We start from the raw sequence: 23,571 nt of genomic DNA, 5'->3' as shown, positions 1-23,571 counted from the left end.
CTACGCTGCATTAAGGTAGCTAAAAATTACGTCTAATTCTGCCATTGCTTTTAGTTCAGCCGTTTCTTATGGTGTGAGATAGACTGACGCAAATTATTCATTAGAGTTTGAATCATCATCAAAGTCTGTGATGTCTTCTACGTCTTCATCATCAAAGTCAATGATCTTTTCATCCTCAAAATTTGCTGGTAAAAGTTTCGGCCATTCAAGAATTGCCCCTTCAAGAATTGCCCCTTGAAGATTCGCCCTTTCAAGAATTGCCCCTTCAAGAATTGCCCCTCGAAGATTCGCCCCTCGAAGATTCGCCCCTTCAAGAATTGCCCGTTCAAGATTCGCCCCTTCAAGAATTGCCCGTTCAAGATTCGCCCGTTCAAGATTCGCCCCTTGAAGATTCGCCCGTTGAAGATTCGCCCCTTGAAGATTCGCCCGTTCAAGATTCGCCCGTTCAAGATTCGCCCGTTCAAGATTCGCAGCTTGAAGATCCGCCCATCCAAGCCTCGCAGCTTCAAGATTCGCCCGTTGAAGATTCGCTGTAAAAAAGTCTTTAGTAGTTAAAATACAGTTTTGTAAATCTAAAAAACTTAGACAATCTAAGCACAATACATCAGCACTCCAACTAACTCTTTGCCCATGTAAACGAGAAATCCAAGCCCCAAAAACATTAGAGGCTTTTGATTCTTCAGATGTTTCAGAAGTTTCCAGATCAGGCCATTCAATCTGAGAAATCTTTTGCGTAACTCTGGCGCAAGCATTTAAGACAACTAACAAAGCTTCTTCGGCGTTACGCGCTTGTTGATTAGCTTGATGAAAACTTTTGATTTCCGGCAAAAGTTCCATTGGCATTCCGTGACGCAGCATAAAACCAACTAAATGACATAAGCTTTGTTGCCAGGTTTCAACATCTGCGGGATTTTGTAAACGGATTTCATCGCAAATGAAATCAAACAAATACTGATCAATTGTGGATGTGCCGCAAAGAATTGCCCAGTTTTTTAAAGCCTCAGTTTCATCCCATCCTTTACGATGATATCTGTCTTTTTGACGTTCTTCTAACTGTTCATGTATGCAAATCAGTTCACGCACTATGCGCCTTGCTGTGAGATATTCACCAAAACTTTTGTGAGTGAATTCAAAGGTTTTTTCCTGTTCTTGAACTCCACTCTGACGGAAATAAAATGCTGTTAACAGACGTGTGACACCCGCTTCTGCTGCTTGCTGATATTCCTTAAATAGTTGATTGATATGACTATTAGTGCCGCATTTCTTTTCAATCTTGCTTACTGTTGTGGTTCTACCATCACCATGCCAGCAAGCTAACGCGATTTCTTCTAAAATCAGGGCAAATTCTTCATCATCTGTGATACTAAACTCTTGAGCAATTGGATGTTTTTGTTTATCACCCCAACGGCGTTCATAAACAGCTTTGAGTAAGTCTGCATAAATAGTATTTAAGTTGCTATTTTCAGAAAATTCTACTTCTCCACGGTCATAACTCAAAGCCACTAAATAATTTAATAAAGGTTGAGCAGTAATTTCTATTAATTTGCCTTGGTCTAAAGCTGCGGGTAAACCATTATATTGCTTATCTTTAGCCTGGGCATACTTTTGCCACCAAAACTGCCGTTGATCTACTTCAAGCAATTTGTTCTCGTCTTTGTAATTAGACCTTTCATATTCAGTTACGAAGTAAGGCAGGATATGTAATATCTCTTGGGGAGATTTATCAAAATGATTTGTGTTGGCTTGCACTACTAACTCACGTCCAGTAATTAAAACTTGTAAGCGAGTTTCGTGCTGATTAGAATTATCTAGTTTTCTTTCTACTTTCTGAATAAATTGTTTGGCTACTTCTGCACCCAGCTTACCCTGCATGGCGAGTTCATCTAAGCCATCAAAGATAATTAGTAAACGTGATTTATCATTATCTTCTAGGGGGTTATGCTGCAAGAATCCATTGGCTTGCACAAACTCACTCACAGCATTAACTAAGTTATCTTCAACTTCAAAACGGTGTAAGGGAATAAATAAAACTTGAATTTCTGACTTTGCAGCTTGTTCAGCAGCAAACATTTTGGCAAAGGAAGATTTACCACTACCAGGGCCACCACTAATTACCCGGATAGCATCTTGAGACGCAGCTTTTGTTAACCAAGCTTCTAATTCTTCTTTTAAATTAACTACAACTTCCTCAAATTTTTCTGATTCTTGACTTTGACGATAAGAATAACTGTCTTTTTGAGGTTTAATCTGGACTTTATAATAAGCCCGCAAGGGGATATAGACTTTTTCTAAGCCAAAGGTTTCATCAAAAATTGGCTCCACTACTTGTTTTTGTAGCCAAGCTGCATAACGTAACCATGAGCGTTCTTGTTCATTGGCTTGCGTAAAGGGAGTATCTACCTCTGCCTTTAAACAAGCATATTTATCTGGATATTCTGCCCACTCTTGATGTAGAGCAAAGATAAAATAAGTAGGTAGGCGATCGCTTATTGTTTGAGCTTGAACTGTAGTTAGGCTAAAATATTGCAACCAATTACCAAAAGCACTGTTAATTGTGGCAAGAATTGGCAAATCTTTGGGATTGTTAAAAAAATCTTGGTCAATGCGTAACTCTTGACTTTCTAAAGATTTGTTGAGATGACCATACAATAATTCCAGGTCACTTTGATTTGGTGTTTCAAAGAGAAAAGTTCGGTTCTCTTCTACCAAACTGAGCATTGCTTGAATCAAAGCACGGTAAACCAGCAACCAGCCTATTTCTTCTGGTGTTTGCGCCCACCCAATTGCGGCTGATGCTTCTACTGCATCTTTGGCTACCTCTTGCCAATTTCCTAAAACTCCGTCTATAGCGGCTTTGCTGAGAGATTTGAACAGTTCTCTAACATCTAAATTTGGTGGTTTTCTCCAAAATTGAACAGGCTTACTGATTGATGTTCCAGATTCACTGCTCATACTCATGGCAATTAGGTAAAAAATACTGCTTTAACAACTAATTAAGCAGTGTTTTATCCTAAAATTTCCAAAATCCAGTTTAAAAATTAATAATTTGTCTGTAAAAGGCTCAACTGTCAGCATCAAAGGCTCAATTGTCAGCCTCAGAGGTTCAACTTTCAGCATCAAAGGTTCAATTGTCAGGCTCAAAGGCTCAAGTTTCAGCATCAAAGGCTCAAGTTTCAGGCTCAAAGGCTCAACTGTCAGCCTCAAAGGTTCAAGTTTCAGCCTCAAAGGTTCAATCGTCAGCCTCAAAGGTTCAAAACGTGAGTTCTACAAGTCTTTTTTGACCTCACCCCAACCCCTCTGCCTTGAAAAGTTTTGCGCCGGGAAACCCGGACGCGCAAACTTTTCGCTCCGACGCGGAGAGGGGCTTAAATATCCTTAATTACCGACGAGAAATTGACCTTTTGAAGCCTCTCTCCTTGCAGGGGAGAGGTTTGGAGAGGGGTTTGATTATGATTTTGGACTTTCCAAACATCCTCTAAGAAAAATACAAAATAGGGACACAAAATTTTTGTGTCCCTATACTAATTATTGGTGCGATCGCCTATCCTAATTCTTACCCCGCGACAACTTCGGTTTTCTTTTTCTTAGTACGGCGGGTAAACCTGCGTCCCATTTCATCAATTACGCTATCTAAACCAGCGACATCACCACTAGCCTTGGCATAGTTATAAACTGCTAATGCTGCTGTGTATGCTTCACTACCAGATGCCATACAAGTATCATCCACCAGTTCTTGCAGTTGTGTTAAAGACAACAAGACGGGATACAACGCTTCATACAGTGCTAAGTCCCGCCGCATTTCTTCGATATCAAAAGAACGGGGTAAAAAGTTGGGGTTTTGTGTGGCGACTTCTAAAGCTTTGCTGACAAAGGCGCGGCTTTTATCGCCCATTTTGACTATCGTGCGGCGGTCTTCTGTGGTTAAATCAATTAAAAAGGGTAACTTTTCTTTGATAGTAGCGATCGCTTGCATAACTGCATCTCTATCTGCGGTGGTTAAGTTGGCACTGATACGATTTTCTGCCATATATACTACAACCTTGTATACTCTAAATTTCAGTATTCCCAAAGTTGCAGCGCGATCGCTAATCAAAAAACTCATTATATGTTGATTAATTTCAGACTTTAGACTTAACTAAGAAACGTTAGATAACCCATCTTCAATTTATGATAGGGATCAGGACATTATTGAGGAGTTGAAGGTAATGAAGATTCTACCTATTAGTAGCATGATCCTAAGTTTAGTAGCTGCAATTGGTGGATCACCATTAGTGTTAGCAGTTCCCCCAAAAGTGGCATTACAGGGAAATGCACAGATTACCACAAAACAACCAGTTAAACTAGCACAGTTTCAAGACGACAATAATTCAGAGCGATCGCAGCTAGTACTACAAGCAAATGCTTTATATAATCAAGGAGATTTAACAGGTGCAGAAAAAATCTTACGTAGATTAACTAAAAAATATCCAGAAGATGCTTTTGCCTACTTTCAACTAGGTAATATACTTCTCCGCCAAAAACAACCAGAACCAGCAATTACATCATATCAAGAAGCTATTCGCCTCAAGCCAAAATATGCTTTGGCTTACAATGCACTAGGTGTTGTTTATGCAACTCAAGACCGCTGGGATGATGCTATTAGCCAATATCGTAAAGCTTTAGAAATAAATGCTAATTATGGCGAAGCAATGACGAATTTAGGACAGGCGCTATGGCAGCTTAATAAAAAAGATGAGGCAGTTGCTTCTCTAGAAAAAGCTTTAAATATTTTCAAAACCCAAAGTAGAAATGATAAGGTTTACCAAATTCAACAAATGCTAAAACAGATTAAAGCAGCCGATGATCCTAGTGTTTCTTGACGCAGAATATAGAACTCATAATTTATTAAGTTTGCTATTTTTGAACACCAAGAAGTTAAAATATCCTTGGTGTTTTTCCATTAGGATTACAATAAAATTTAGACAGATTTCTCGCGGTTAAAGCCTATGACTTCCCTAGGCAAAATCTAATGGGCAACTGCACCGCCAGTTGCTTTCACTTTTTTAATGAACAAAATAGCAATACCACTGACTAATAAAGCTAGACCAATAAAATAGAAACAATCATTAAAAGCCATGACAAATGCTTCGCGGCGGACGACATTAGAAATAGATGCGATCGCCTGATTTTGGGCTGTAGTTAAATCTGCACCGCGGCTAATAAAATATTGTGTCATCTGGTCAATTCGCTGTTGCGTTTCTGGGTTATATAAAGATACGGCATCCCCCAATCTATTCGAGTGAAATTGCTCTCTATTAGTTAATAAGGTTGCTAATATAGCAATTCCTAGGGAACCACCCATATTTCGCATCATATTAAATAAACCACTAGCTGAACCTGCATCTTTTGGGTTCAAACCCGCAGTTGCAATTGATGTCAACGGAACCATAATTAATGGTTGTCCCATCGCTCGAACTAGTTGTGACCAGCGCAATTGATCTAACCCTGTTTGATTAGTCAAACCAGCATTCATAAATGCACTAATCGCAAACAAAGTTACTCCTAATGCCACCATAAACCGCACATCAATGCGTTGCATTAATTTGGGAATAAAAGGAATAATAAATAATTGTGGAATCCCAGCCCAAATTAACACTTCACCAATTTGCAAAGCATTGTATTGTTGAATTTGAGCCAGATACAAAGGCAAAATATAAATCGAGCCATATAATCCTATCCCCAGGGAGACATTAACGACACTAGCTAAAGCAAAGTTGCGATAACGTAATAAACTTAAATTAATAAATGGTTGCTTACGAGTTAATTCAATAAAGAAGAATAGAGTCAAAAAAATTGCGGCAATAATACTTAACCGGACAATCAATGGTGAACCAAACCAATCTTTGCGGCTACCTTCTTCTAACACTACCTGTAGGGAACCTAAGCCAATAGCCATTGAAATAATTCCCCACCAATCGCCCTGTTTTAATAACTGTACTTGAGGTTGAACTTGCTTAATTCCATACCATACACCAGCCAGCATTAATGCCCCAGGAAATACATTAATATAAAAGCTATATTCCCAACTATAATTTTCTGTTAACCAACCACCTAAAGTTGGGCCAATTGATGGTGCAAAAACTGCTGTAATCGCAAATGCAGCTAATCCGATTGATTGCTTGGCTGGTGGTAATGTTGTTAAAACTACTGTTAGCGATGAAGGAATTAAAACTCCGCCTGTAAAACCTTGCAAAGCCCGAAAAACAATCATGGAATTTAAATCCCATGCCCAAGCGCAGCAAATAGAAAAGAAAATAAATAATACTGTATTAACTAATAAATAAAGTCTAAGTGAAAAAACCCGCGATAACCATCCAGTTAAGGGAATGACCACAATTTCTGCTACCAGATAAGCAGTAGAAATCCACGAACCTTCTTCTAAAGTTGCGCCTAAAGATGCTTGAATTTCTTGCAATGAAGCGTTAGTGATTTGGATATCCAAAACTGCCATAAAGGCACCAAGCATACTAGCTAATACACCAATCCAAGTTCTTAGAGGTATGCGTTCTGGTGCTACAGCAGAAACATTAGCCATAGTTTTGCTCCAGTTTGAGGTGTGAATAGGATTGGGAGAATATTAAAAATTTACCATTGATAGTAGGTTAGAGGGTACAGGTTACAGGTTAGAGGTTACAGAAGAGGGATATTTACCGATATTCTCTTAAATCTCTCTGCGCCTCCGCGCCTCTGCGTGAAATAACTTTTCAACGTCAACACAGTTAGTAATTGAAGCTTGATTGATAAATCTACTTACTAGTTAAAATACCTTTTTGTTGATAAATCGGTACTACCATTTTTTGTAAAGTAGGGAGTTGCCGACTAAAAAATATAGAACCAATAATACACGCTATCCCATCAATGATTAATGTATTAGGAGCGCCAATTATATCTGCAATTCCGCCGCCGATTAAATTGCCTATGGGTATCATGCCTAAAAATGACATGGTGTATAAGCTCATCAATCTGCCGCGTTTATCTTCTTCAACAATAGTTTGCAAAAATGTATTACTAGCCGCAATTTGTAAAATCGTTCCTAAGCCAACAAATAGCATTGTGAACAAAGATAATGGTAAAAATCGAGAAAAGGCAAAGGCGATCAAACCACATCCTAATATTGCTGGCGCGATCGCAATTAATTTCCCAATTCCTAAAATGGTTTTGCGTGTAGCCAAATATATCCCGCCTGATAATGCCCCCACACCTGATGCAGCCATTAAAAAGCCTAAAGTTTCAGCATCACCTTTAAGGATTGTTTCGGCAAAAACTGGCACCAGAATTGTATTTTGCAACCCCATTAAACTAACTAAAGTTGATAGTAAAAGAATTGCCCGAATCGGGGGAAAGCTAAAAGCATAAATAAATCCCTCTTTAACTCTTTGTAAGGGATTCCCTGGATTAACTGGAATTCTCCACGGTTTAACTGTCATCGCTAGTAACCCTGCAAGCACAGCAATGTAACTCAAACCATCGATTAAAAAACAGTAAGCAACACCAATTCTGGCAATTAGCAATCCTCCCACAGCGGGGCCAATGAGTCGCGCACCATTAATCATAGTTGAATTGAGAGCGATCGCATTGGCTAAATCGTCTTTGCGTTCTACTAGTTCGGGGACAAATGCTTGGCGTGCTGGTGCATCTAAGGCGTTAATGAATCCTTGTAATAAGCTTAATACGATGATGTGCCAAACCTGAATTACTCCTGTTAGTGTCAGGGTTGCTAATGCTAATGACTGGATCATCGCCATGATTTGTGTACCAATTAAGGTACGATACCGCGAAAAGCGATCGACAAACACGCCCCCAAAGGGAGCGAGAAAAAAGCTGGGAATTTGACTAGCAAATCCGACAACTCCTAGCATTAATGGTGAATTAGTTAAGTCATACACTAGCCAAACTGTAGCTAGTTGAGTCATCCATGTGCCAATTAGAGAAATGCCTTGTCCGGCAAAAAACAAACGATAGTTTTTTGACCTGAAGGCAGGTAGTTGCAACTGTTTAAATATTGTCATTGGTTAAGAAAGGCAGGAGACAGGAGGCTAAAATATAAAATTCTATATTTCAGACTTCATTTAACTTCAACAGTAACTTCCGCAGACATCCCCGGTGTAATCCGTGAGTCGTAACCTTGAATACTCTTTTGGTCTAAAACTATTTTGACGGGGATACGTTGTACCACTTTAGTAAAGTTACCTGTAGCGTTATCTGGCGGTAACAAGGCAAATTGCGCGCCGGAAGCTGGCGAAACACTGTCAACTCTTCCGCTAAAGATGTGATGGGGAAAAGCATCTAGTTTCACTTCTACTGGTTGTCCTGCTTTCATCCTTTCTAACTGGGTTTCTTTGAAGTTGGCTACTACCCAATTTTCGTTATCGACGATCGCCATTAAAGGTGATCCCGCTTGGATTCTGTTACCAACTTCCACGGTTTTTTTACCAACTCGTCCGCCACTGGGAGCCGTAACGTTGGTGTAGGATAACTGCAATTGGGCATCTTTTAATGATGCTTCGGCTTGGGCGATCGCCGCTTTAGCCGCTTCATATTGACCCCGTTTGACGCTAGTATCTTGACCGCCAGCTGTTGCTTGTTGCAATCCACCTCTCGATGCTGCAAGTTTGGCTTGGGCGCTGGTGACACCTTCTTGGGCTTGTGCTAGTTGAGATTGGGCTTTGGCTACTCCAACTCTGGCTGAGGCTAACCTAGCTTGGGCTTGTTGCACTCCTTGGACAGCCGCATTTTTCTGCGCTAAAGCCACGTCATAAGCTGCTTTAGCTGCATCTAACTGTTGACGTGCGATCGCCCCTTCTTGATATAAGCTGTTGTAACGGTTGTAATCTGTTTCCGCTTTTTGCAAGTTAGCGTTGACTTGGGCTACCTGGGCTTGGGCGGCGGGAATTCCGGCTTGGGCTTCTTGTACTGCTGCTTGGGCAGCGGGAATCCCGGCTTGGGCTTCTTGTACTGCTGCTTGGGCGGTAGAAATTGCCGCTATGGCATTACTAACATCGCCTTGGGCTTGGGTTGTCTTCCCACTGGTGGTTTCAGAACTTAAAGCAATATTGGCGGCGGCAGCTTGGGCTTGGCTGCGGGCATTTTCTAAAGCGGCGGTGGCTTGCTGCACTTTACTTTGATAGTCGCGGGGGTCAAGTTTGACTAATAATTGTCCCGTTTGCACTTCTTGGTTATCGTTAACTAAAACTTGGGCAACTGTTCCGGGAATTTTGCTACTAACTTGGTGAACGTGTCCTGTCACCGTAGCGTTATCTGTTTCTTCGTGGGTGGAAGCAAACTGCCAATAGTTATAACCAAATGTACCTGCGGCGATCGCACCTACACCCAACCCCGCCAAAATTAAAGGCAATCGCTTTTTACTACGCGATTTGTCTTTTTTCTCTACCTCTGGCTGTACATCAGTTTCCGGTGCTTCTGGCGTGGCGATCGCTGTTTCTAAAGTCTCGGTATCCGTAATCATTTCTGTTTCGACAACAGCTGTTTTCTCTTTGTTGCGTCCGTTGAAAGTAGTTGTCGTCATAATTCCCCTCTTCCTTGCTTAATAATTAGAACACGTACTATTTAGTTGCAAGCTACTTCTACTCTTTTATTTAGTATGCTAAATATTTTATTAAAAGAATTTATACATGGCTTCACCCGAATGGGCGATTGTCATCCAGCCTTAAGATAGGTTAGCAATTGCTTTATTTAGGAGTTGCGAAAAGAACTCACGATCAGTAGCGGAAATTCCACCCATAGCTTCATCCCGTAATTCTGCGGCCAGTGGCGGTAAAACTTTTTCCAATTCCTTACCCGCATCCGTCAACCAGATGCGCCAAATACGGCGATCATGTACATCCCGTTCTCGACGGACTAAGCCGCGTTCTTCCATCCGGTCTAGTACGCCTGTTAAAGTCCCACCCACCTGTTGCAACTTCTCGCCAATACTGGATGTGGGTAAACCATCTTCTTGCCACAAACAGCACAATACCAACCAATGAAATGGCGTTAGTCCAAAAGGTTCTAGTTTCTCAGTAAACTTGCGGGTAAGCAGTTGTGAAAGCAGCTTGATTCGATACCCTAAATTGTAAGGTGCTAAAACTTGCTGCCACGACTCTAATGCGGTAGAATTATCAGGTTTGACAACCATTATAGAAATTACTTAGCGTACGTAATATTTAGTATAACTATAATTATTCATCTTGGCAAGCAGGTGATACATTTAGCAAGAAATTGGTAAAGTATTGGCGATCGCGCCTCGCTGGCCTACGGTGTACACAGAAATATTCGTGTAGTTGCATCTGTCCCGTCTCGGAATGAATTCCGAGTCAGCGCAAGTCATCTAAAGATGACTGAAGCAGAAATCTCTTCCAGTCCACGCTTTGTGGACTTTAGCTATGAGCCTGGAACTTTAGTTCTAGGCGGGATGTGGTTGAACACGAAAGTTTTTAACTTGTGTGTACACGGTAGGCCTGCGAGGAGGGGGAATTAGAGTTGGTGAGAGGGTTTGGCTTGGAGTTGTGATTTTGGGTCATTTGCATTGTTGGCTAATGAATATTGCATCTACTATTCCCAACCTGATCGCACCGACAAAATCTGGTATTGAATTTCTAAAACCGTTGTGCTAATTGCGGAGTCCGCCCCTTTAAGCCAATCATTAACTTGAGGGCAAATACCTTTAATACGGGAACCCGCTGCATTAACCATAAACCCAAACGCCGCAACACAACTAAGGGTAAGATTCGGTTAGAAAACATCCGGTCTAATAAATCGGTGAAACCCAAAATTGTCAAGTTTTCCAGTTTCCGCCAGCGTTCATAGCGTTTGAGAACTCGAATTTTACCGATATCTTCGCCTTTGGCGTGGGCTGTTTGGATAACTTGGGCGAGGGCGGCTGCATCCCGAATACCGAGATTTAAACCTTGTCCGCCGACGGGATGACAGTTGTGGGCTGCATCACCAATTAACGCCAAACGGGGGAGGACATAGCGATCGCTTTGCATGAGTTGGACGGGGAAGACGAAGCGATCGCCTAATAATTCCAATTTGCCCATCTGATCACCGTAACGGCGGCTTAATTCTGCCAAAAATTGATCATCATCCAAAGCACACAAGGCTTTGGCTTCTTCATGGGGTGCTGTCCAGACAATGCGGCAACGGTTCCCCGGTAAAGGTAAAATCGCAAACGGGCCGCTAGGCCAAAATCTTTCGTAAGCTGTATCGTTGTGGGATTTCTCCGGTTTGACAAAAGCAACTATACAAGATTGCCAATATTTCCAACCATGAGTTTTGATGCCAGCTGCTTGGCGAATAGGCGATCGCGATCCATCCGCCGCCACTAATAACTTACTGCGGACTGTATATATCTGTTCAGAAATTTTGATCTCAATTGCCACGATATCTTGCTGATGTTGCGTGTTAACAACTTCCGCCGGACACAGATAATTCACATTTGGGCATTTCTGGACAAATTCCTGCAACGGCTGTAACAAAGCTTGGTGTTCAGCAACGTAACCTAACTCTGGTGTATCTTTAGCCAGATCAGCCGTTGCAAATTCCACCACATCAGGATAATCAGCATCCGAAAGCCGCACATGGCGGTATTTGGCAATTTGGGGTAAGATTTTATCCCAAACTCCAATACCTTGGTAAATCAGCGCCGAAAGCAAATGGACTGCGTAAGCTTGGCCTTTTGCCACGGATGCTGATGTTACCTTGGCTTCAATTAGCAGAATATTTAAGCCAGAGTCTTTTAAAGCAGCGGCTAGGGTTAACCCAACAATTCCACCGCCGACAATTACCAAATCATAGTCGTATCCCCGTTTGTCTGCTGCGGGTTGCTGAGGAGAAAGAGTTTGAGTAGGTTGGGTTAGCGCCATTGTTAAGAGAAGTTAAGCCATCTTAAATATTATTCTTACGCGATCGCCCCTGATAGAGCAAGTTAATCAGCGAAGTTTCCAATTCCATCAACATACTGAAGTCTTTTATTAACTTTTTTAACTATTTGCATTGGCTTAAATGTCTTAAATGTCTTAACTGTCCTTTAAAATAGCCAAAAAGTAAACTTATTGTACAAATACTTGCTGGATTAAGTAAGTATTTGTAGTCTAACGTATGGCTATTTAAATAATAAAAAAACATAATTCTTATGCCTAAAAAATAGTCTTGATTTGGCTTATAAATATGAGCAAAATTGTGACATTTTTTGTTCTGCTCATTCAAACTACTCTCAAACTTTAAAACAGAACAATGAAACGTCTTGTTATTTGTTGTGATGGAACTTGGCAACAGTTAGCTAGTCCGTATCCAAGCAATGTGGTGAAGCTGGCTCAATCGGTGAAACCAATTGCTCAAGATGGAGTTCCCCAGATTGTTTTCTATGATGAAGGAATTGGCTCTGAGAGTCAAAAGGTTTTGGGAGGAGCTACTGGATTAGGAATCGATAGAAATATTGAAGATGGCTATCGATTTTTGGTTCTTAACTATGTTCCTGGTGATGAAATTTATTTATTTGGTTTTAGTCGTGGTGCTTATACAGTCAGAAGTCTAGCAGGAATGATCTATTGTTCAGGTTTGCTAGACCGACCGCATATCACCAAAGCACACGAAGCTTACGAGCTTTATCGTAACCGTAATGTCAAGCCTAAAGACAAAGAAGCCGTAAACTATCGCAACACATACGGAGAAAGAGTTCCTATCACCTTAATTGGTTGTTTTGACACCGTAGGAGCGCTGGGGATTCCTGGGTTAGCTGTCTTCAAAAAGTTTCACGACCAACTTAATCAACGCTACCGATTCCATGACACTACTTTAAACAAAGATATTCAGAATGCGATCCACGCAATGGCGATCGATGAAATCCGAGAAATCTTTGATGTAACCCCAATGAAAGCTCATCCTGAAGCGACACATCAACGAGTAATTCAAAAGTGGTTTCCTGGTGAGCATGGTTGCGTTGGTGGTGGAACTGAAGAACACAGCGGATTATCTGATGCAGCCTTACAGTGGATGATTGATTCTGTCGGTGATTTAGGATTAGGACTGGACTTCGATACAAGTGTAATTCCCACAGGTATCAACCCCAATTATGAATGTGAATTTAAGAACGATCCTGGGTTCTTTAAATTAGCAGGAATCAAGCTGCGTGAGGTTGGTGATGCTATTGAAGATATTCATGACAGTGCAATCAACCGCCTCAAAGGTCGCAAGGACTACAGACCCAAAAATTTAAAAAGCATTATTTCCAAATTATTGGATTAATTCCAGATTAGGAAATTTTTTGGCGATCGCTCAAAATACCAAATTCAAGTTCAAGCAATACATAGGTAATCATTATGGCTGGTCAAAGAGACACATCTAAAGACGGTTTAAACAACAAAATTCAAACATTAGTTTTAACTAATTTTAAAGGGCTTTGGCAATTACTTCAAAGCAACGAATCTATCAAACGTAAAGTTAACAAAGCATTGCTCAATAGTCTCATCTACAAAATTCCTACTCGTCCTAATCCCTACAGTATGATGACACTAGATAAGCATATTCCTGATACCGATAAGGAGAAGAAAACTGATACTTATACTTCCTGGGACTCACTCAACGATCGCACTTATACCGGACGACATTTACCACCTAATCCCAAATTAAACGACCCAAATAATCTACCAAAGGTTGAAGACCTAGCGATTTTATTCCACAAAAGAGACGGGAAAACAATTTACTCTAGCAAATCAACAATGCTGTTTCCCTATTGGGTGCAGTGGTTTACTGATAGTTTTCTGCGTCTCGACCACACTAATAAATTAAAAAATACATCCAATCATGAAATTGATTTGTGTAATGTTTATGGTTTAACCCGAAAACAAACACATCTTTTACGCAGCTTCGAAGGTGGTAAATTCAAAACTCAAAAACTCAAACGCCAAGATGGTGTAGAAGAAGAATATCCTCTATTTTATTATGCTGATCCAGCCCAGGGGATAGTTGACCCGCAATTTGTCGGTCTTTATGAACCTATTAACGATGAAAAAAGACAGCCAGCAGATAAAAAACAATATCTGTTTGCAATGGGGGTAGAACGCGCCAATGTGCAGATTGGCTATGTCATGCTCAATACTCTCTGTCTGCGGGAACATAATCGTTTATGTGATGTATTAGCCAGTAATTACCCCGATTGGGATGATGAACGCCTCTTCCAAACTTCGAGAAATATTCTCATGGCAATTATTCTCAAAATCATTATGGAAGAGTACATTAATCACATCACTCCTTATCACTTTAAACTATTTGCTGATCCTGAAGCTTTTACAAAGGAAAGTTGGTATCGTACCAATCATATGTCAATTGAATTTGACTTTGTTTATCGCTGGCATAGTGCGATTCCTGAAACGTTTACCTGTAACGGTAAACCCACTCATGTTGCTACAACTCTCTGGAATAATAAAATCTTAATTGACCAAGGCTTGGGAGCATTAATGGAGGAAACTTGTTCTCAACCAGGAACAAGAATTGGTTTATTCAACACGCCTGATATATTAGTTGAATTAGCTGAATTACCTTCCATTAGATTAGGACGAGAACTGCAATTAGCTGGATATAACGATTATCGAGAATTGTGTGGTTTCCCCAGAGTTACCAGCTTTGATCAAATTACTGGTGATGAATTTACTCAACAGAAACTTAAAGAATTCTATGGTCATGTTGATAATATTGAGTTTTTTGTTGGACTCTACTCTGAAGATGTGCGCCAAAATTCAACCATCCCTCCTTTAGTAGCACGTTTAATTGGGATTGATGCTTTTTCTCAGGCACTAACTAATCCTTTGTTATCACCTAAAATCTTTAACAAAGATACTCTTTCGCCTATAGGCTGGGAAATATATCAAACTACAAATACCGTCTCAGACTTAGTTAATCGCAACGTTCCGTCATCAGGCAAAAAGTATAAAGTTACTTTTGATTTGCACAAGGAATAGCTGATTTGAGTTTGATTGATCAGGACAAAAATATCCTCAACTTCTTTGAGAAGTTGGGGATATAAAGGTTAAAAAATATCTCACCACAATTATTCTATCTATCTGTTGAACAATGAACCTATTTACAGAATATCCAGAACAAGACGAAGCAAAATATTGCGCTCTCATGAGTGAGCTAGTCAGAAAGAACATGGATAATCTTTACGGAGGTGAGAAGCAAAAAATTGCCAAGCGAGATACTCACTCTAAAACTCACGCTGCTGTTCAAGGTACTTTAGAAATTTTTGACTTTGATGAAGCCGCAATTAAACAAGAATTGCGTCAACGCACTTCCTTAACTGAAGCTCAAATTCAAGGAATTTCCCTGAAACAAGGTTTATTTGCCAAAGCAAAACAATATCCTGTTTGGTTACGATTTGCTAGTGGTGCATTCTCCGTCAAAAATGATTATGAAGGTGATACACGCTCTATGGCGGTGAAAATCCTTGGGGTAGAAGGAGAAAGATTACCACAAAGTCATGAGTTAAAAACCCACGATATTATTGTCCACAATACAGAACTCTTTTTTGTCAGAACTATTAAAGACTTCTACAGCTTTTTTTTGGCGATTTATCGAGCAGGTTTATTTCCGCTTTTTAAGTTGTTGGTGCTGTTATGGCTCAAGTTACATCCCTACGAATCGAATCTTCTACAAACTAGTTTCAAACGTTTTCCTAAAAGTTTACTCACCGAACGCTATTGGAGTGCTTCGGCCTATGCAGTGGGACTCAAACCAAATTTTGACCCATCTCAACCAGGTCGAGTTCCGGTGGAATATCCGGCTGTAATTAAATATGGGTTTACTCCAGTTTCTAGTCAAGCACCCTATCAACCACTTCCTCTAGAGTCCAGACCAGAAACTGAACTTCAGCGTATCAAAGCTTCAGGTGCAGAGGATAACTACTATCGAGAAGATATTATTCAAGCTTTAGCCAAGCCTGATGCTGAATACACTTGGGACTTTCAAATCCAATTTCAAACTAAACCAGAGATGTCGGTTGATGATTCCACGATTCCTTGGAATGAAGCAGAATCACCTTTCTTGACAATTGGCCGTCTGACAGTGAAGCATCAAAAAGTTGATTCTCCCTTAGAAAGTGACTTTGGGGAAAATCTCAGTTTTTCTCCAGGGAATGGTTTAGCAGTACATCGTCCTGTCGGTGCGATTAATCGATTGCGCTACACTGTGTATTCCATTGTTGCTCAGTCTCGTCATAGTAAACGAGGAGTCAAATATCAAGAACCAACTGTTGAGACAAAATATTAAGTCAGTCTCATGACTATTCGGATTCGGCTAAATTTGTATACATAGCAGAAAGCTGGAAACAGAAGTTAAAAACATTACTGTTTCTGGCATTCACTTTTTTAGAATGTCTGAATCTATGTGACTAAAGCTATGTCCTTAAACAATACTGACAGCCAATAACTGTTCTGACATATCAAAATTAGATGTGACATTCTGCACATCATCTAAGCTTTCTAGAGTATCGATTAACTTTAGCAGCGATCGCGCCTGATCTGCGTCTGTCACTTCTACATTATTACTGGGAATCCAGCGCAATTCGGCATCAGTGACTTTAAAACCCTTGTCTTTGAGGGTTTGGTTGAGAATTTCTAAATTAGCAACCTGCGTCACTACCTCGGCCGTCTCCTCTTCCGTCATTTCATAAGACTCAGCACCACCTTCTAAAGATGCTTCTAAAAGCTGGTCTTCATTAACCACACCTTGCACAACACACACACCTTTTTGGTCAAACATCCAGCTAACGCAACCAGTCTCACCCAAATTTCCACCATTTTTACTAAAAGCCACCCGTAAATCAGCCGCCGTACGATTGCGATTATCGGTGAGGGCTTCAATTAAAATAGCGACACCACAAGGGCCGTAACCTTCATAGCGAATTTCTTCCAGACTATGATTATCGCCGTTAAATGTACCTGCACCTTTAGCGATCGCTCGTTCAATATTGTCATTGGGGATACCCGCAGCTTTTGCCTTGTCAATCGCTGTGCGTAGTTGGAAATTCCCGGTTGGATCTGGTACACCGTTTCGCGCCGCCACAATAATTGCCCGCGATAACTGAGTAAAAGTTTTTCCCCTTTTGGCATCTACTACAGCTTTTTGGCGCTTAATATTAGCCCATTTACTATGACCTGCCATAATTTGAAACTATTTATGTTCTCTCCAAAGATTAGGATATACAAGGAAAGTGTGAAGTGTGAAGTGTGTAGACGCGCAGCGGCTTGCCGCAGGCTAGTATGAAGTATCAAAATTTAGCTTTCATTCTTCATGAGTTGCTATTCCCTATCAGGTTAGTGATTCATCTTCTCAAGGGATTATTTGGGCGGTTTTTGCTTAACAGACGCAAATTTAGGCGAATCAAACAGAAATTACCCCAATATCCACAGCAATTACTTTTGTTACTGCTGATAGGTATAGTTGCTGTCAGTGGATGCCAAACTCTGCGTTCTAGAGTCGACGCAGATAAGGTCATTCATCTAACTTTATGGCATGGTGTGAATCCACCACCAAATCGAGATGTATTGCAAAAGCTGGTAGATAAATTTAACCAAACCCATACAGATATTCAGGTAGAGTCTTTGTACATTGGGCAACAAGATCAGCAAACACCAAAAATTTTGGCTGCTGTTGTTGGCAATGCACCGCCAGATTTATTGTGGTACAACCCAACTATTGCCGGGCAACTAGTAGAACTGGGGGCGTTGATTCCTGTAGATGAGATGCTGGCAAACTCCCCAGTCAAAAACGAAATTGACCCAACTTTGTATGCGTCAATGGAATACAAAGGCCAATTATGGTCAGTTCCCTTTGCTACAAATAACCTCGGCATTTTTTACCGTCCGAGTTTATTTAAAGCCGCAGGAATTACGAAAATTCCCCGAAGCTGGGCAGAATTTCGCCAAGTTGCCAAACAACTAACACTCGATATGAATAATGATGGGCAGATAGACCAGTATGGAATGTTTTTGCCTTTAGGTAAAGGTGAATTTACTGTTTTCACTTGGCTGCCATTTATGTGGAGTAGTGGCGGTGAATTGGTGAGTAGTGATGCCCAAAATCCCGCAGGTGTGAGATTAACCGAAAATCCAGGAGCGATCGCAGCTTTACAATTTTGGCGTAATTTAATTACAGACGGTTCCACAATGTTATCTAGCCCAGAACGAGGCTATGAAACAGACCCCTTGTTATCTGGAAAAGTCGCTATGCAAATTAACGGCCCTTGGAATTTAGGACAATTTCAAGATACTCAGGTTGATTTTGGTGTTTTTCCCCTCCCTGCTGACCAAAAACAGTCGACTAATATTGGTGGTGAAAATCTGTTCTTATTTAAAACCACACCAGAACGTCAAAACGCGACATTTAAGTTTGCAGAATATGCTATGAGTGCTGATTTTCAAACAGAATTAGCCCTAGGAACTGGTTATTTACCGATTAACTTAAAATCTCGCCAAAGTACAAAATATCAGGAATTTGTCAACAAAATACCACAAGTAAAAATATTTTTAGAACAAGCCCAGTATGGCCGCAGTCGTCCCATTTTTCCTGGTTACAATCGCATTTCTGATGGTATCGGACGGGCAGTTGAAGCTGTCTTATTAGGTAAACTTTCGCCAACTGAGGCACTGCAAGCTAGTCAGCAGCGGTTAGATTTAATCTTCAAATAAAGCCAAACATAGCCATAAACAAGGGAAAAATCTGAGCAGTGACATCTACTGCTCAGATTCGTTGGTGCTGTTCTGTGTCATTATTAACTTCAGTCGAATTTGCCAACATTACGCAAATTTAAAAAAATAATCTGCAAATTTACTCAATTTACGACTCAGAGTTTTACTTCTAGCTATATATTGACTTCTGTATAGTTAATAAAATACAATTTTAGATTGTCTGTCTTATTCCTGCTCGGATCAGGTAGACACATCACAAAAGCTAACCACAGCGATTCATCAAGCTCAGGTATATCGCCTTTTCTACAAAAGATTATAGTTAGCTACCTGTACGGCAACTCTAAGGACAATTTTATGACCTACGCAATTATTGAGACTGGCGGCAAACAAATAAGAGTTGAGCCTGGTCGTTTTTACGACATTGAACTGCTGACCGCCCAACCAGACGAAAAAGTTACAATAAATTCCGTACTACTAGTACAGCATGAAGATGGAATCAGCATTGGACAGCCTCTAGTAGCTGGGGCAACGGTAGAAGGGACAGTATTACGACATTTTAGAGGTCGCAAAGTCCTGGTATACAAAATGAAGCCGAAGAAGAAAACCCGCAAAAAACGGGGTCATCGCCAAGAAATTACCAGATTATTAATTAATTCCATCACTCTTAATGGTCAGGTATTTGCAGCGTCTGAAGCAGCAACAGCCGAAGCTCTAGAAGCTGAGAATTCCCCAGCGGAAACCACTGCTGAATAATAGAAAAATAAACATAAAAGGAAATTATGGCTCATAAGAAAGGAACAGGTAGTACACGCAACGGTCGTGATTCTAATGCCCAACGTCTGGGTGTGAAGCGTTTTGGTGGTCAAGTTGTGCGGGCGGGAAATATCCTTGTACGTCAACGCGGTACTAAATTCCACCCTGGTAACAATGTTGGTATCGGCAACGATGACACTTTGTTTGCCTTAATTGATGGTGTTGTTACCTTTGAGCGAAAGGGTAAATCTCGCAAAAAAGTCAGCATTTATCCAGTTGTTGTGGCGACTGAAGCAGTAGCCAGCTAGAAATCTGGGAATTTGATTTATTGCCCAGAATTTTCGCCAAAAAAATGAGGGTTGGTAAATTCCCCCCTCATTTTTACTATTTATCAAAGCTTAAGGTCTTGCGTTTCTACTTACCACAGAGATGTATGTATTGATAACTCTTCGTGGAGAAATGCGCCGCAAGCTATACCTGTTAATGAAAATAAGGATGTAATTAAGAAAGCTGACCTTCCTTGAAATCCTGCTGTGTGAAAATCAATTTTTGCTAATATAGCCGCAGAAATAATTAATAACGTATCGAGAAAGAGTCGAAACCAAGCAACCATCAAGAAAAACAAAAATGCCCCACACACGGCAATCAAGAAAGTTCTAGTACTTGACTCAAAAAATACACTAGAATAATTAGCCATTGCTAAAAAGGGAACAGCTAAACTTGCTAACAAAATTAATACACCAAGTATCACTACTATCCACAGAGGCCAGGGCATACGTGATTCAGATAACACCCAACCTAGGGTAGTATAACTAACCAGTACTAGTAATAAGGATATCCAAGGAAGTCTTTTGAAAATTGACATGGGTTGGTTTTACCATGAATAAGTAAAGTGATTTTTTTAAAAAAATTTTCAATTACCAAAGACTTAAGCTTACTTGTAGGAGTCTTGATGCTGGTGGGAGTCAAGGCGATCGCCACCTACAAGAAAGCAAACTCCAATTGAGTATATTATGACGAGAATGGCTTAGACTATATGTCTATCATCCTATTTTTACAAGACGTAATCAATAGGCTGTTAGGCGAATTCTATAAATTTACAAACAATTACGGTACAAACTAGTTAAATATTTTCGTAAACATTTGTAAACTGTTAGCAGCAGAGTAGCAAAGTATCACATCGGGATTAAGGAATTGTCATGAAACAACTTGTTGTCGCTGAGCGCGTAAGCCTCATCGGTCATATTGTGTCAATGGTGTTTGGGTTAGTAGGGATATTATTGGTTGTACCCAATGCCGAACTCATTTTAAACTTGTCTGAATTTGGGCAAACTGCCATGCAGTGGAGTATGGCTGGTGGCGGTGTAGTTTATATGATTTTGGGTGCAGCAGCCGTATTGTTGTATGCCTCGCGGACATTAGGTGTGGGTCGTGCTGTGGCATTTCTGCTGCCTGCTGTATTAATTTCTTTAACCAGTGAACTCTTAGGAACCAGCACAGGCTTTCCTTTTGGTCACTACCACTATTTAAGTGGCTTAGGTTATAAAATTGCTGGTTTAGTTCCGTTTACAATTCCCTTATCTTGGTTTTATTTAGGCTGTGTATCTTACTTGTTAGCCCGTGCAGGTTTAGAAGTAGATACAAAACCGAGCTTGTGGCGACATATTGGCGCGATTAGCTTGGGTTCTTTGCTGCTGACCTCCTGGGATTTTGTACTTGACCCAGCAATGAGTCAAACGACCTTACCCTTTTGGTATTGGCAACAACCAGGTGCTTTCTTTGGAATGCCTTATCAAAACTTTGCCGGTTGGTTAGGTACTGGCGCAGTCTTCATGACAGTAGCAGCTTTATTGTGGAAAAACCAGCCAATCAAATTTGAGCGATCGCAACTCAATTTACCTTTAGTAGTCTATTTAAGCAACTTTGCTTTTGCTACAGTTATGAGTCTGGCTGCGGGATTCTCTATTCCCGTATTACTCGGTTTAGTCTTAGGCGTGACTCCTGCTATTACCTTGTGGTGGAAAGCATCAGCAACAACTACTCAAGTTACCATTGAGCCTGCAACTCAAGAAGTGTCTGTAGCCAGTGTCAAAGTTGCTTTGAAGTAGTACACACTTAAAGCAAGCAAGGGATTATGGGGAAAATTTTGTTAGTACCCAATCCCCAATTATTTACCGGAAGTCATAAATTATTCGTGAACAAAAAGATAGCCGATTTCTTGAAGAAGTCGGCTATCTGAATCTGATTAAGCAGAGTTATTGAGGATAAAAATATTCCCAGTTCGTCTACTTAAAATTTGAAAATTACGTTTTTGAGCATATATAGAGCATATTAAAGAGATTAATAGCTGAAAGTACAGATATTGTGGGAACTGTTCAATTATTATGGTCTATGATTGGCTTACTCCTGACAATGGGTGGCACATTTCTGGAAGCATATAGTATCACCTTGCCTTGGAGTTGGACTCAACATGGAATTCAAACTTTTTCTTTAGGTGTCACCTTTCAAATTGGTGCAGTGTTACTTGTCGGTTGTTTGGGAGGGCGAAATGCTGGTGCGCTTTCGCAAATTGCCTACTTGGTGATGGGGTTAACCTTACTACCTGTATTCTCTGAAGGTGGAGGGCTTGGTTATGTTAAGCTGTCTCAGTTTGGCTATTTATTAGGCTTTATTCCAGGAGCATGGATTTGTGGCTTTTTAGCTTTTCAAGCCAGACCAAAACTAGAATCTTTGGCATTTAGTTGTATTTGTGGCTTGTTAACCATTCATTTCTGCGGTATTACTTATTTGACTATTAGTTATTTTCTTCAGTGGCAAGGTACAGAAAATTTGTCCTTAATCCAAGCAATCCTGAAATATTCTTGGGTTTCAGTCCCAGGACAATTGGCTGTAGTCTGTGCTGTTACCTCAATAGCTTATTTATTACGTCATTTAATGTTTTATTAGTTATTAGTCCCTTGTCAATAGTCCATTGTCAATAGACTGACTCTTGACTTTTGACTATCGACTCTTGACCAACTGACTAACCTACCATGACTTTACAAAATCGCCTGTTTTGGATTGCTGCTTTTATCGCTTTTTTTTTAGATCAACTGACTAAATATTGGGTAGTGCAAACCTTTAAATTAGGGGAAACATTACCACTAATACAAGGGGTATTTCATTTTACTTATGTGACTAATACAGGTGCAGCTTTTAGCTTACTCAGTGGCAAGGTAGAGTGGTTACGCTGGCTATCCTTGGGAGTTAGTTTAGTGTTGATAGCATGGGGTATATTTGGCTCAATGCTAAGTCGTTGGGATCAGTTGGGTTACGGGTTAATTTTAGGCGGGGCGATGGGTAATGGCATCGATCGCTTTGTTTTAGGTTATGTAGTAGATTTTTTGGATTTTCGCTTAATTAATTTTGCTGTATTTAATATTGCCGATTCATTTATCAGTATTGGTATTGTTTGTTTGCTCATAGCTTCGTTTCAAAAAACCCCAACGACCAACCACAGAAGGTAAAGAAGCGTTCAACTATGCTGTAAAAACTCTACTTGTGGTAATAAAGGGTCAGTTACAATAGCTACACCGATAAAACCCCAGCGTTTGAGCAAGCTACTGAGTTGGCTTCCTGGTAGAGATTCTACAGCAAAGCGATTTGCGACTTCTGCTGCATGAGTATTGAGATAGCTTAAAGCATCAAAGTTTTCTCGAAACAGCAACACATAACCTGATTCTTCAGCGTTGGGACGCGCTGTCAGATAACGACCATCAGCTTTTACACGCAATAGATAATAAACGTCGGAAAGCATATTGATAGTTCCAGACTTGATATCAGTTAATTTGGGAGCTATGGCAGAAGGCAGAAGGTGAGACAGCGCGGTCTTGGGGGTTTCCCCCATGAGCGACTGCGAACCCGAAGGGCAGGAGTAAGAGTCTTACTATTCCTGATATTCAAGCTTTCAAATTGTCCTACCATATCTGACTACAGCTATAACGCTTCTGATAGAAAAAAATCAGTAAACAGGTAGAAACCAAACGGAACAAGGCTCTTAATGGGGAATAGCCTGTAATGCTTGATAAAACCTCTTCAAAAATCAATAGGCTAAATA

The 23,571-nt window shown here is 40.5% G+C and carries 21 protein-coding genes; 11 read left to right on the top strand and 10 right to left on the bottom strand.

The genetic code is table 11. The features are described 5' to 3' along the window. Positions 1-93: 93 nt before the first annotated feature. Complete coding sequence (locus tag IQ244_RS18165) at positions 94-2,952, bottom strand: pentapeptide repeat-containing protein (protein ID WP_228058996.1); 2,859 nt, start codon at positions 2,950-2,952, stop codon at positions 94-96. A gap of 94 nt (positions 2,953-3,046) precedes the next feature. Between IQ244_RS18165 and IQ244_RS18160 the strand changes: the two genes are divergently transcribed. Continuing rightward, on the top strand, positions 3,047-3,379 hold the full coding sequence (locus IQ244_RS18160) for a hypothetical protein (protein WP_193896562.1): 333 nt from the start codon (positions 3,047-3,049) through the stop codon (positions 3,377-3,379). Positions 3,380-3,553: 174 nt separating this feature from the next. Here IQ244_RS18160 and IQ244_RS18155 read toward each other — a convergent pair whose 3' ends face one another. Then, positions 3,554-4,027 (bottom strand): hypothetical protein, encoded by a 474-nt coding sequence (locus IQ244_RS18155; protein ID WP_193896599.1) that lies wholly within the window; start codon positions 4,025-4,027, stop codon positions 3,554-3,556. A gap of 178 nt (positions 4,028-4,205) precedes the next feature. On the opposite strand from IQ244_RS18155, the gene IQ244_RS18150 reads away from it, so the two are divergent. Then, on the top strand, positions 4,206-4,859 hold the full coding sequence (locus tag IQ244_RS18150) for a tetratricopeptide repeat protein (RefSeq protein WP_193896560.1): 654 nt from the start codon (positions 4,206-4,208) through the stop codon (positions 4,857-4,859). Between the two features lie 146 nt (positions 4,860-5,005). On the opposite strand, the gene IQ244_RS18145 is transcribed toward IQ244_RS18150, so the two are convergent. The 5 genes from IQ244_RS18145 to IQ244_RS18125 all read right to left on the bottom strand — a co-directional run bounded on the left by IQ244_RS18145 (position 5,006) and on the right by IQ244_RS18125 (position 11,903). Beyond that, the gene (locus tag IQ244_RS18145) at positions 5,006-6,574 is read right to left on the bottom strand and encodes a DHA2 family efflux MFS transporter permease subunit (protein ID WP_193896557.1); all 1,569 of its coding nucleotides are present in this window, start codon (positions 6,572-6,574) and stop codon (positions 5,006-5,008) included. A 211-nt stretch (positions 6,575-6,785) separates the two neighbouring features. Next, the gene (locus tag IQ244_RS18140) at positions 6,786-8,048 is read right to left on the bottom strand and encodes an MFS transporter (protein ID WP_193896555.1); all 1,263 of its coding nucleotides are present in this window, start codon (positions 8,046-8,048) and stop codon (positions 6,786-6,788) included. A 56-nt stretch (positions 8,049-8,104) separates the two neighbouring features. After that, positions 8,105-9,565 carry an HlyD family secretion protein gene (locus tag IQ244_RS18135; RefSeq protein WP_193896553.1) on the bottom strand — a complete coding sequence of 487 codons (1,461 nt, stop codon included), beginning with the start codon at positions 9,563-9,565 and terminating at the stop codon, positions 8,105-8,107. Between the two features lie 141 nt (positions 9,566-9,706). Then, positions 9,707-10,174 carry a MarR family winged helix-turn-helix transcriptional regulator gene (locus IQ244_RS18130; protein ID WP_193896551.1) on the bottom strand — a complete coding sequence of 156 codons (468 nt, stop codon included), beginning with the start codon at positions 10,172-10,174 and terminating at the stop codon, positions 9,707-9,709. Positions 10,175-10,634: 460 nt separating this feature from the next. Further along, positions 10,635-11,903, bottom strand: coding sequence for an FAD-dependent hydroxylase (locus IQ244_RS18125; RefSeq protein WP_193896549.1), 1,269 nt, complete (start codon positions 11,901-11,903; stop codon positions 10,635-10,637). A 370-nt stretch (positions 11,904-12,273) separates the two neighbouring features. On the opposite strand from IQ244_RS18125, the gene IQ244_RS18120 reads away from it, so the two are divergent. The 3 genes from IQ244_RS18120 to IQ244_RS18110 all read left to right on the top strand — a co-directional run bounded on the left by IQ244_RS18120 (position 12,274) and on the right by IQ244_RS18110 (position 16,302). Next, entirely contained in the window at positions 12,274-13,284 is a 1,011-nt protein-coding gene (locus IQ244_RS18120) for a DUF2235 domain-containing protein (RefSeq protein WP_193896547.1), read from the top strand. A gap of 74 nt (positions 13,285-13,358) precedes the next feature. Further along, entirely contained in the window at positions 13,359-14,996 is a 1,638-nt protein-coding gene (locus IQ244_RS18115) for a peroxidase family protein (protein WP_193896545.1), read from the top strand. 112 nt (positions 14,997-15,108) lie between these two features. Then, positions 15,109-16,302 (top strand): catalase, encoded by a 1,194-nt coding sequence (locus IQ244_RS18110; protein WP_193896543.1) that lies wholly within the window; start codon positions 15,109-15,111, stop codon positions 16,300-16,302. A gap of 135 nt (positions 16,303-16,437) precedes the next feature. Here IQ244_RS18110 and IQ244_RS18105 read toward each other — a convergent pair whose 3' ends face one another. Next, complete coding sequence (locus IQ244_RS18105) at positions 16,438-17,196, bottom strand: YebC/PmpR family DNA-binding transcriptional regulator (RefSeq protein ID WP_193896541.1); 759 nt, start codon at positions 17,194-17,196, stop codon at positions 16,438-16,440. A 98-nt stretch (positions 17,197-17,294) separates the two neighbouring features. Between IQ244_RS18105 and IQ244_RS18100 the strand changes: the two genes are divergently transcribed. From IQ244_RS18100 to rpmA, 3 genes are all read left to right on the top strand, one after another. Then, complete coding sequence (locus IQ244_RS18100) at positions 17,295-18,722, top strand: ABC transporter substrate-binding protein (RefSeq protein WP_193896539.1); 1,428 nt, start codon at positions 17,295-17,297, stop codon at positions 18,720-18,722. Positions 18,723-19,076: 354 nt separating this feature from the next. Beyond that, positions 19,077-19,475, top strand: coding sequence for a 50S ribosomal protein L21 (gene rplU, locus IQ244_RS18095; RefSeq protein WP_193896537.1), 399 nt, complete (start codon positions 19,077-19,079; stop codon positions 19,473-19,475). A gap of 26 nt (positions 19,476-19,501) precedes the next feature. Continuing rightward, on the top strand, positions 19,502-19,783 hold the full coding sequence (gene rpmA, locus IQ244_RS18090) for a 50S ribosomal protein L27 (RefSeq protein WP_193896535.1): 282 nt from the start codon (positions 19,502-19,504) through the stop codon (positions 19,781-19,783). A gap of 110 nt (positions 19,784-19,893) precedes the next feature. Here the strand turns inward: rpmA and IQ244_RS18085 are convergent, their stop codons facing one another. Then, positions 19,894-20,340: a hypothetical protein gene (locus IQ244_RS18085; RefSeq protein ID WP_193896533.1), complete on the bottom strand. Its 447-nt coding sequence runs from the start codon at positions 20,338-20,340 to the stop codon at positions 19,894-19,896. Between the two features lie 334 nt (positions 20,341-20,674). Here IQ244_RS18085 and cruF point away from each other — a divergent pair, with 334 nt between their 5' ends. The 3 genes from cruF to lspA all read left to right on the top strand — a co-directional run bounded on the left by cruF (position 20,675) and on the right by lspA (position 22,981). After that, a complete protein-coding gene (gene cruF / locus IQ244_RS18080; RefSeq protein WP_193896531.1) occupies positions 20,675-21,583 on the top strand; it encodes a gamma-carotene 1'-hydroxylase CruF in 909 nt (302 codons plus the stop codon). A gap of 283 nt (positions 21,584-21,866) precedes the next feature. After that, on the top strand, positions 21,867-22,421 hold the full coding sequence (locus IQ244_RS18075) for a biotin transporter BioY (protein WP_193896597.1): 555 nt from the start codon (positions 21,867-21,869) through the stop codon (positions 22,419-22,421). A gap of 86 nt (positions 22,422-22,507) precedes the next feature. Then, on the top strand, positions 22,508-22,981 hold the full coding sequence (gene lspA / locus IQ244_RS18070) for a signal peptidase II (RefSeq protein ID WP_193896529.1): 474 nt from the start codon (positions 22,508-22,510) through the stop codon (positions 22,979-22,981). A gap of 8 nt (positions 22,982-22,989) precedes the next feature. Here lspA and IQ244_RS18065 read toward each other — a convergent pair whose 3' ends face one another. Next, entirely contained in the window at positions 22,990-23,271 is a 282-nt protein-coding gene (locus tag IQ244_RS18065; RefSeq protein ID WP_193896527.1) for a hypothetical protein, read from the bottom strand. Positions 23,272-23,571: the final 300 nt, after the last annotated feature.

This window comes from Nostoc sp. LEGE 06077 (genome assembly GCF_015207705.1).
Taxonomy (GTDB): domain Bacteria; phylum Cyanobacteriota; class Cyanobacteriia; order Cyanobacteriales; family Nostocaceae; genus Nostoc_B.
This window is presented reverse-complemented; position numbering and strand designations above follow the sequence as displayed.

Coding starts and splice junctions, on each gene's coding strand:
- IQ244_RS18165 (WP_228058996.1), bottom strand. CDS start 2,952: ATGAGCAGTGAATCTGGAACATCAATCAGTAAGCCTGTTCAATTTTGG.
- IQ244_RS18155 (WP_193896599.1), bottom strand. CDS start 4,027: ATGGCAGAAAATCGTATCAGTGCCAACTTAACCACCGCAGATAGAGAT.
- IQ244_RS18150 (WP_193896560.1), top strand. CDS start 4,206: ATGAAGATTCTACCTATTAGTAGCATGATCCTAAGTTTAGTAGCTGCA.
- IQ244_RS18145 (WP_193896557.1), bottom strand. CDS start 6,574: ATGGCTAATGTTTCTGCTGTAGCACCAGAACGCATACCTCTAAGAACT.
- IQ244_RS18140 (WP_193896555.1), bottom strand. CDS start 8,048: ATGACAATATTTAAACAGTTGCAACTACCTGCCTTCAGGTCAAAAAAC.
- IQ244_RS18135 (WP_193896553.1), bottom strand. CDS start 9,565: ATGACGACAACTACTTTCAACGGACGCAACAAAGAGAAAACAGCTGTT.
- IQ244_RS18130 (WP_193896551.1), bottom strand. CDS start 10,174: ATGGTTGTCAAACCTGATAATTCTACCGCATTAGAGTCGTGGCAGCAA.
- IQ244_RS18125 (WP_193896549.1), bottom strand. CDS start 11,903: ATGGCGCTAACCCAACCTACTCAAACTCTTTCTCCTCAGCAACCCGCA.
- IQ244_RS18120 (WP_193896547.1), top strand. CDS start 12,274: ATGAAACGTCTTGTTATTTGTTGTGATGGAACTTGGCAACAGTTAGCT.
- IQ244_RS18115 (WP_193896545.1), top strand. CDS start 13,359: ATGGCTGGTCAAAGAGACACATCTAAAGACGGTTTAAACAACAAAATT.
- IQ244_RS18110 (WP_193896543.1), top strand. CDS start 15,109: ATGAACCTATTTACAGAATATCCAGAACAAGACGAAGCAAAATATTGC.
- IQ244_RS18105 (WP_193896541.1), bottom strand. CDS start 17,196: ATGGCAGGTCATAGTAAATGGGCTAATATTAAGCGCCAAAAAGCTGTA.
- IQ244_RS18100 (WP_193896539.1), top strand. CDS start 17,295: ATGAAGTATCAAAATTTAGCTTTCATTCTTCATGAGTTGCTATTCCCT.
- rplU (WP_193896537.1), top strand. CDS start 19,077: ATGACCTACGCAATTATTGAGACTGGCGGCAAACAAATAAGAGTTGAG.
- rpmA (WP_193896535.1), top strand. CDS start 19,502: ATGGCTCATAAGAAAGGAACAGGTAGTACACGCAACGGTCGTGATTCT.
- IQ244_RS18085 (WP_193896533.1), bottom strand. CDS start 20,340: ATGTCAATTTTCAAAAGACTTCCTTGGATATCCTTATTACTAGTACTG.
- cruF (WP_193896531.1), top strand. CDS start 20,675: ATGAAACAACTTGTTGTCGCTGAGCGCGTAAGCCTCATCGGTCATATT.
- IQ244_RS18075 (WP_193896597.1), top strand. CDS start 21,867: ATGATTGGCTTACTCCTGACAATGGGTGGCACATTTCTGGAAGCATAT.
- lspA (WP_193896529.1), top strand. CDS start 22,508: ATGACTTTACAAAATCGCCTGTTTTGGATTGCTGCTTTTATCGCTTTT.
- IQ244_RS18065 (WP_193896527.1), bottom strand. CDS start 23,271: ATGCTTTCCGACGTTTATTATCTATTGCGTGTAAAAGCTGATGGTCGT.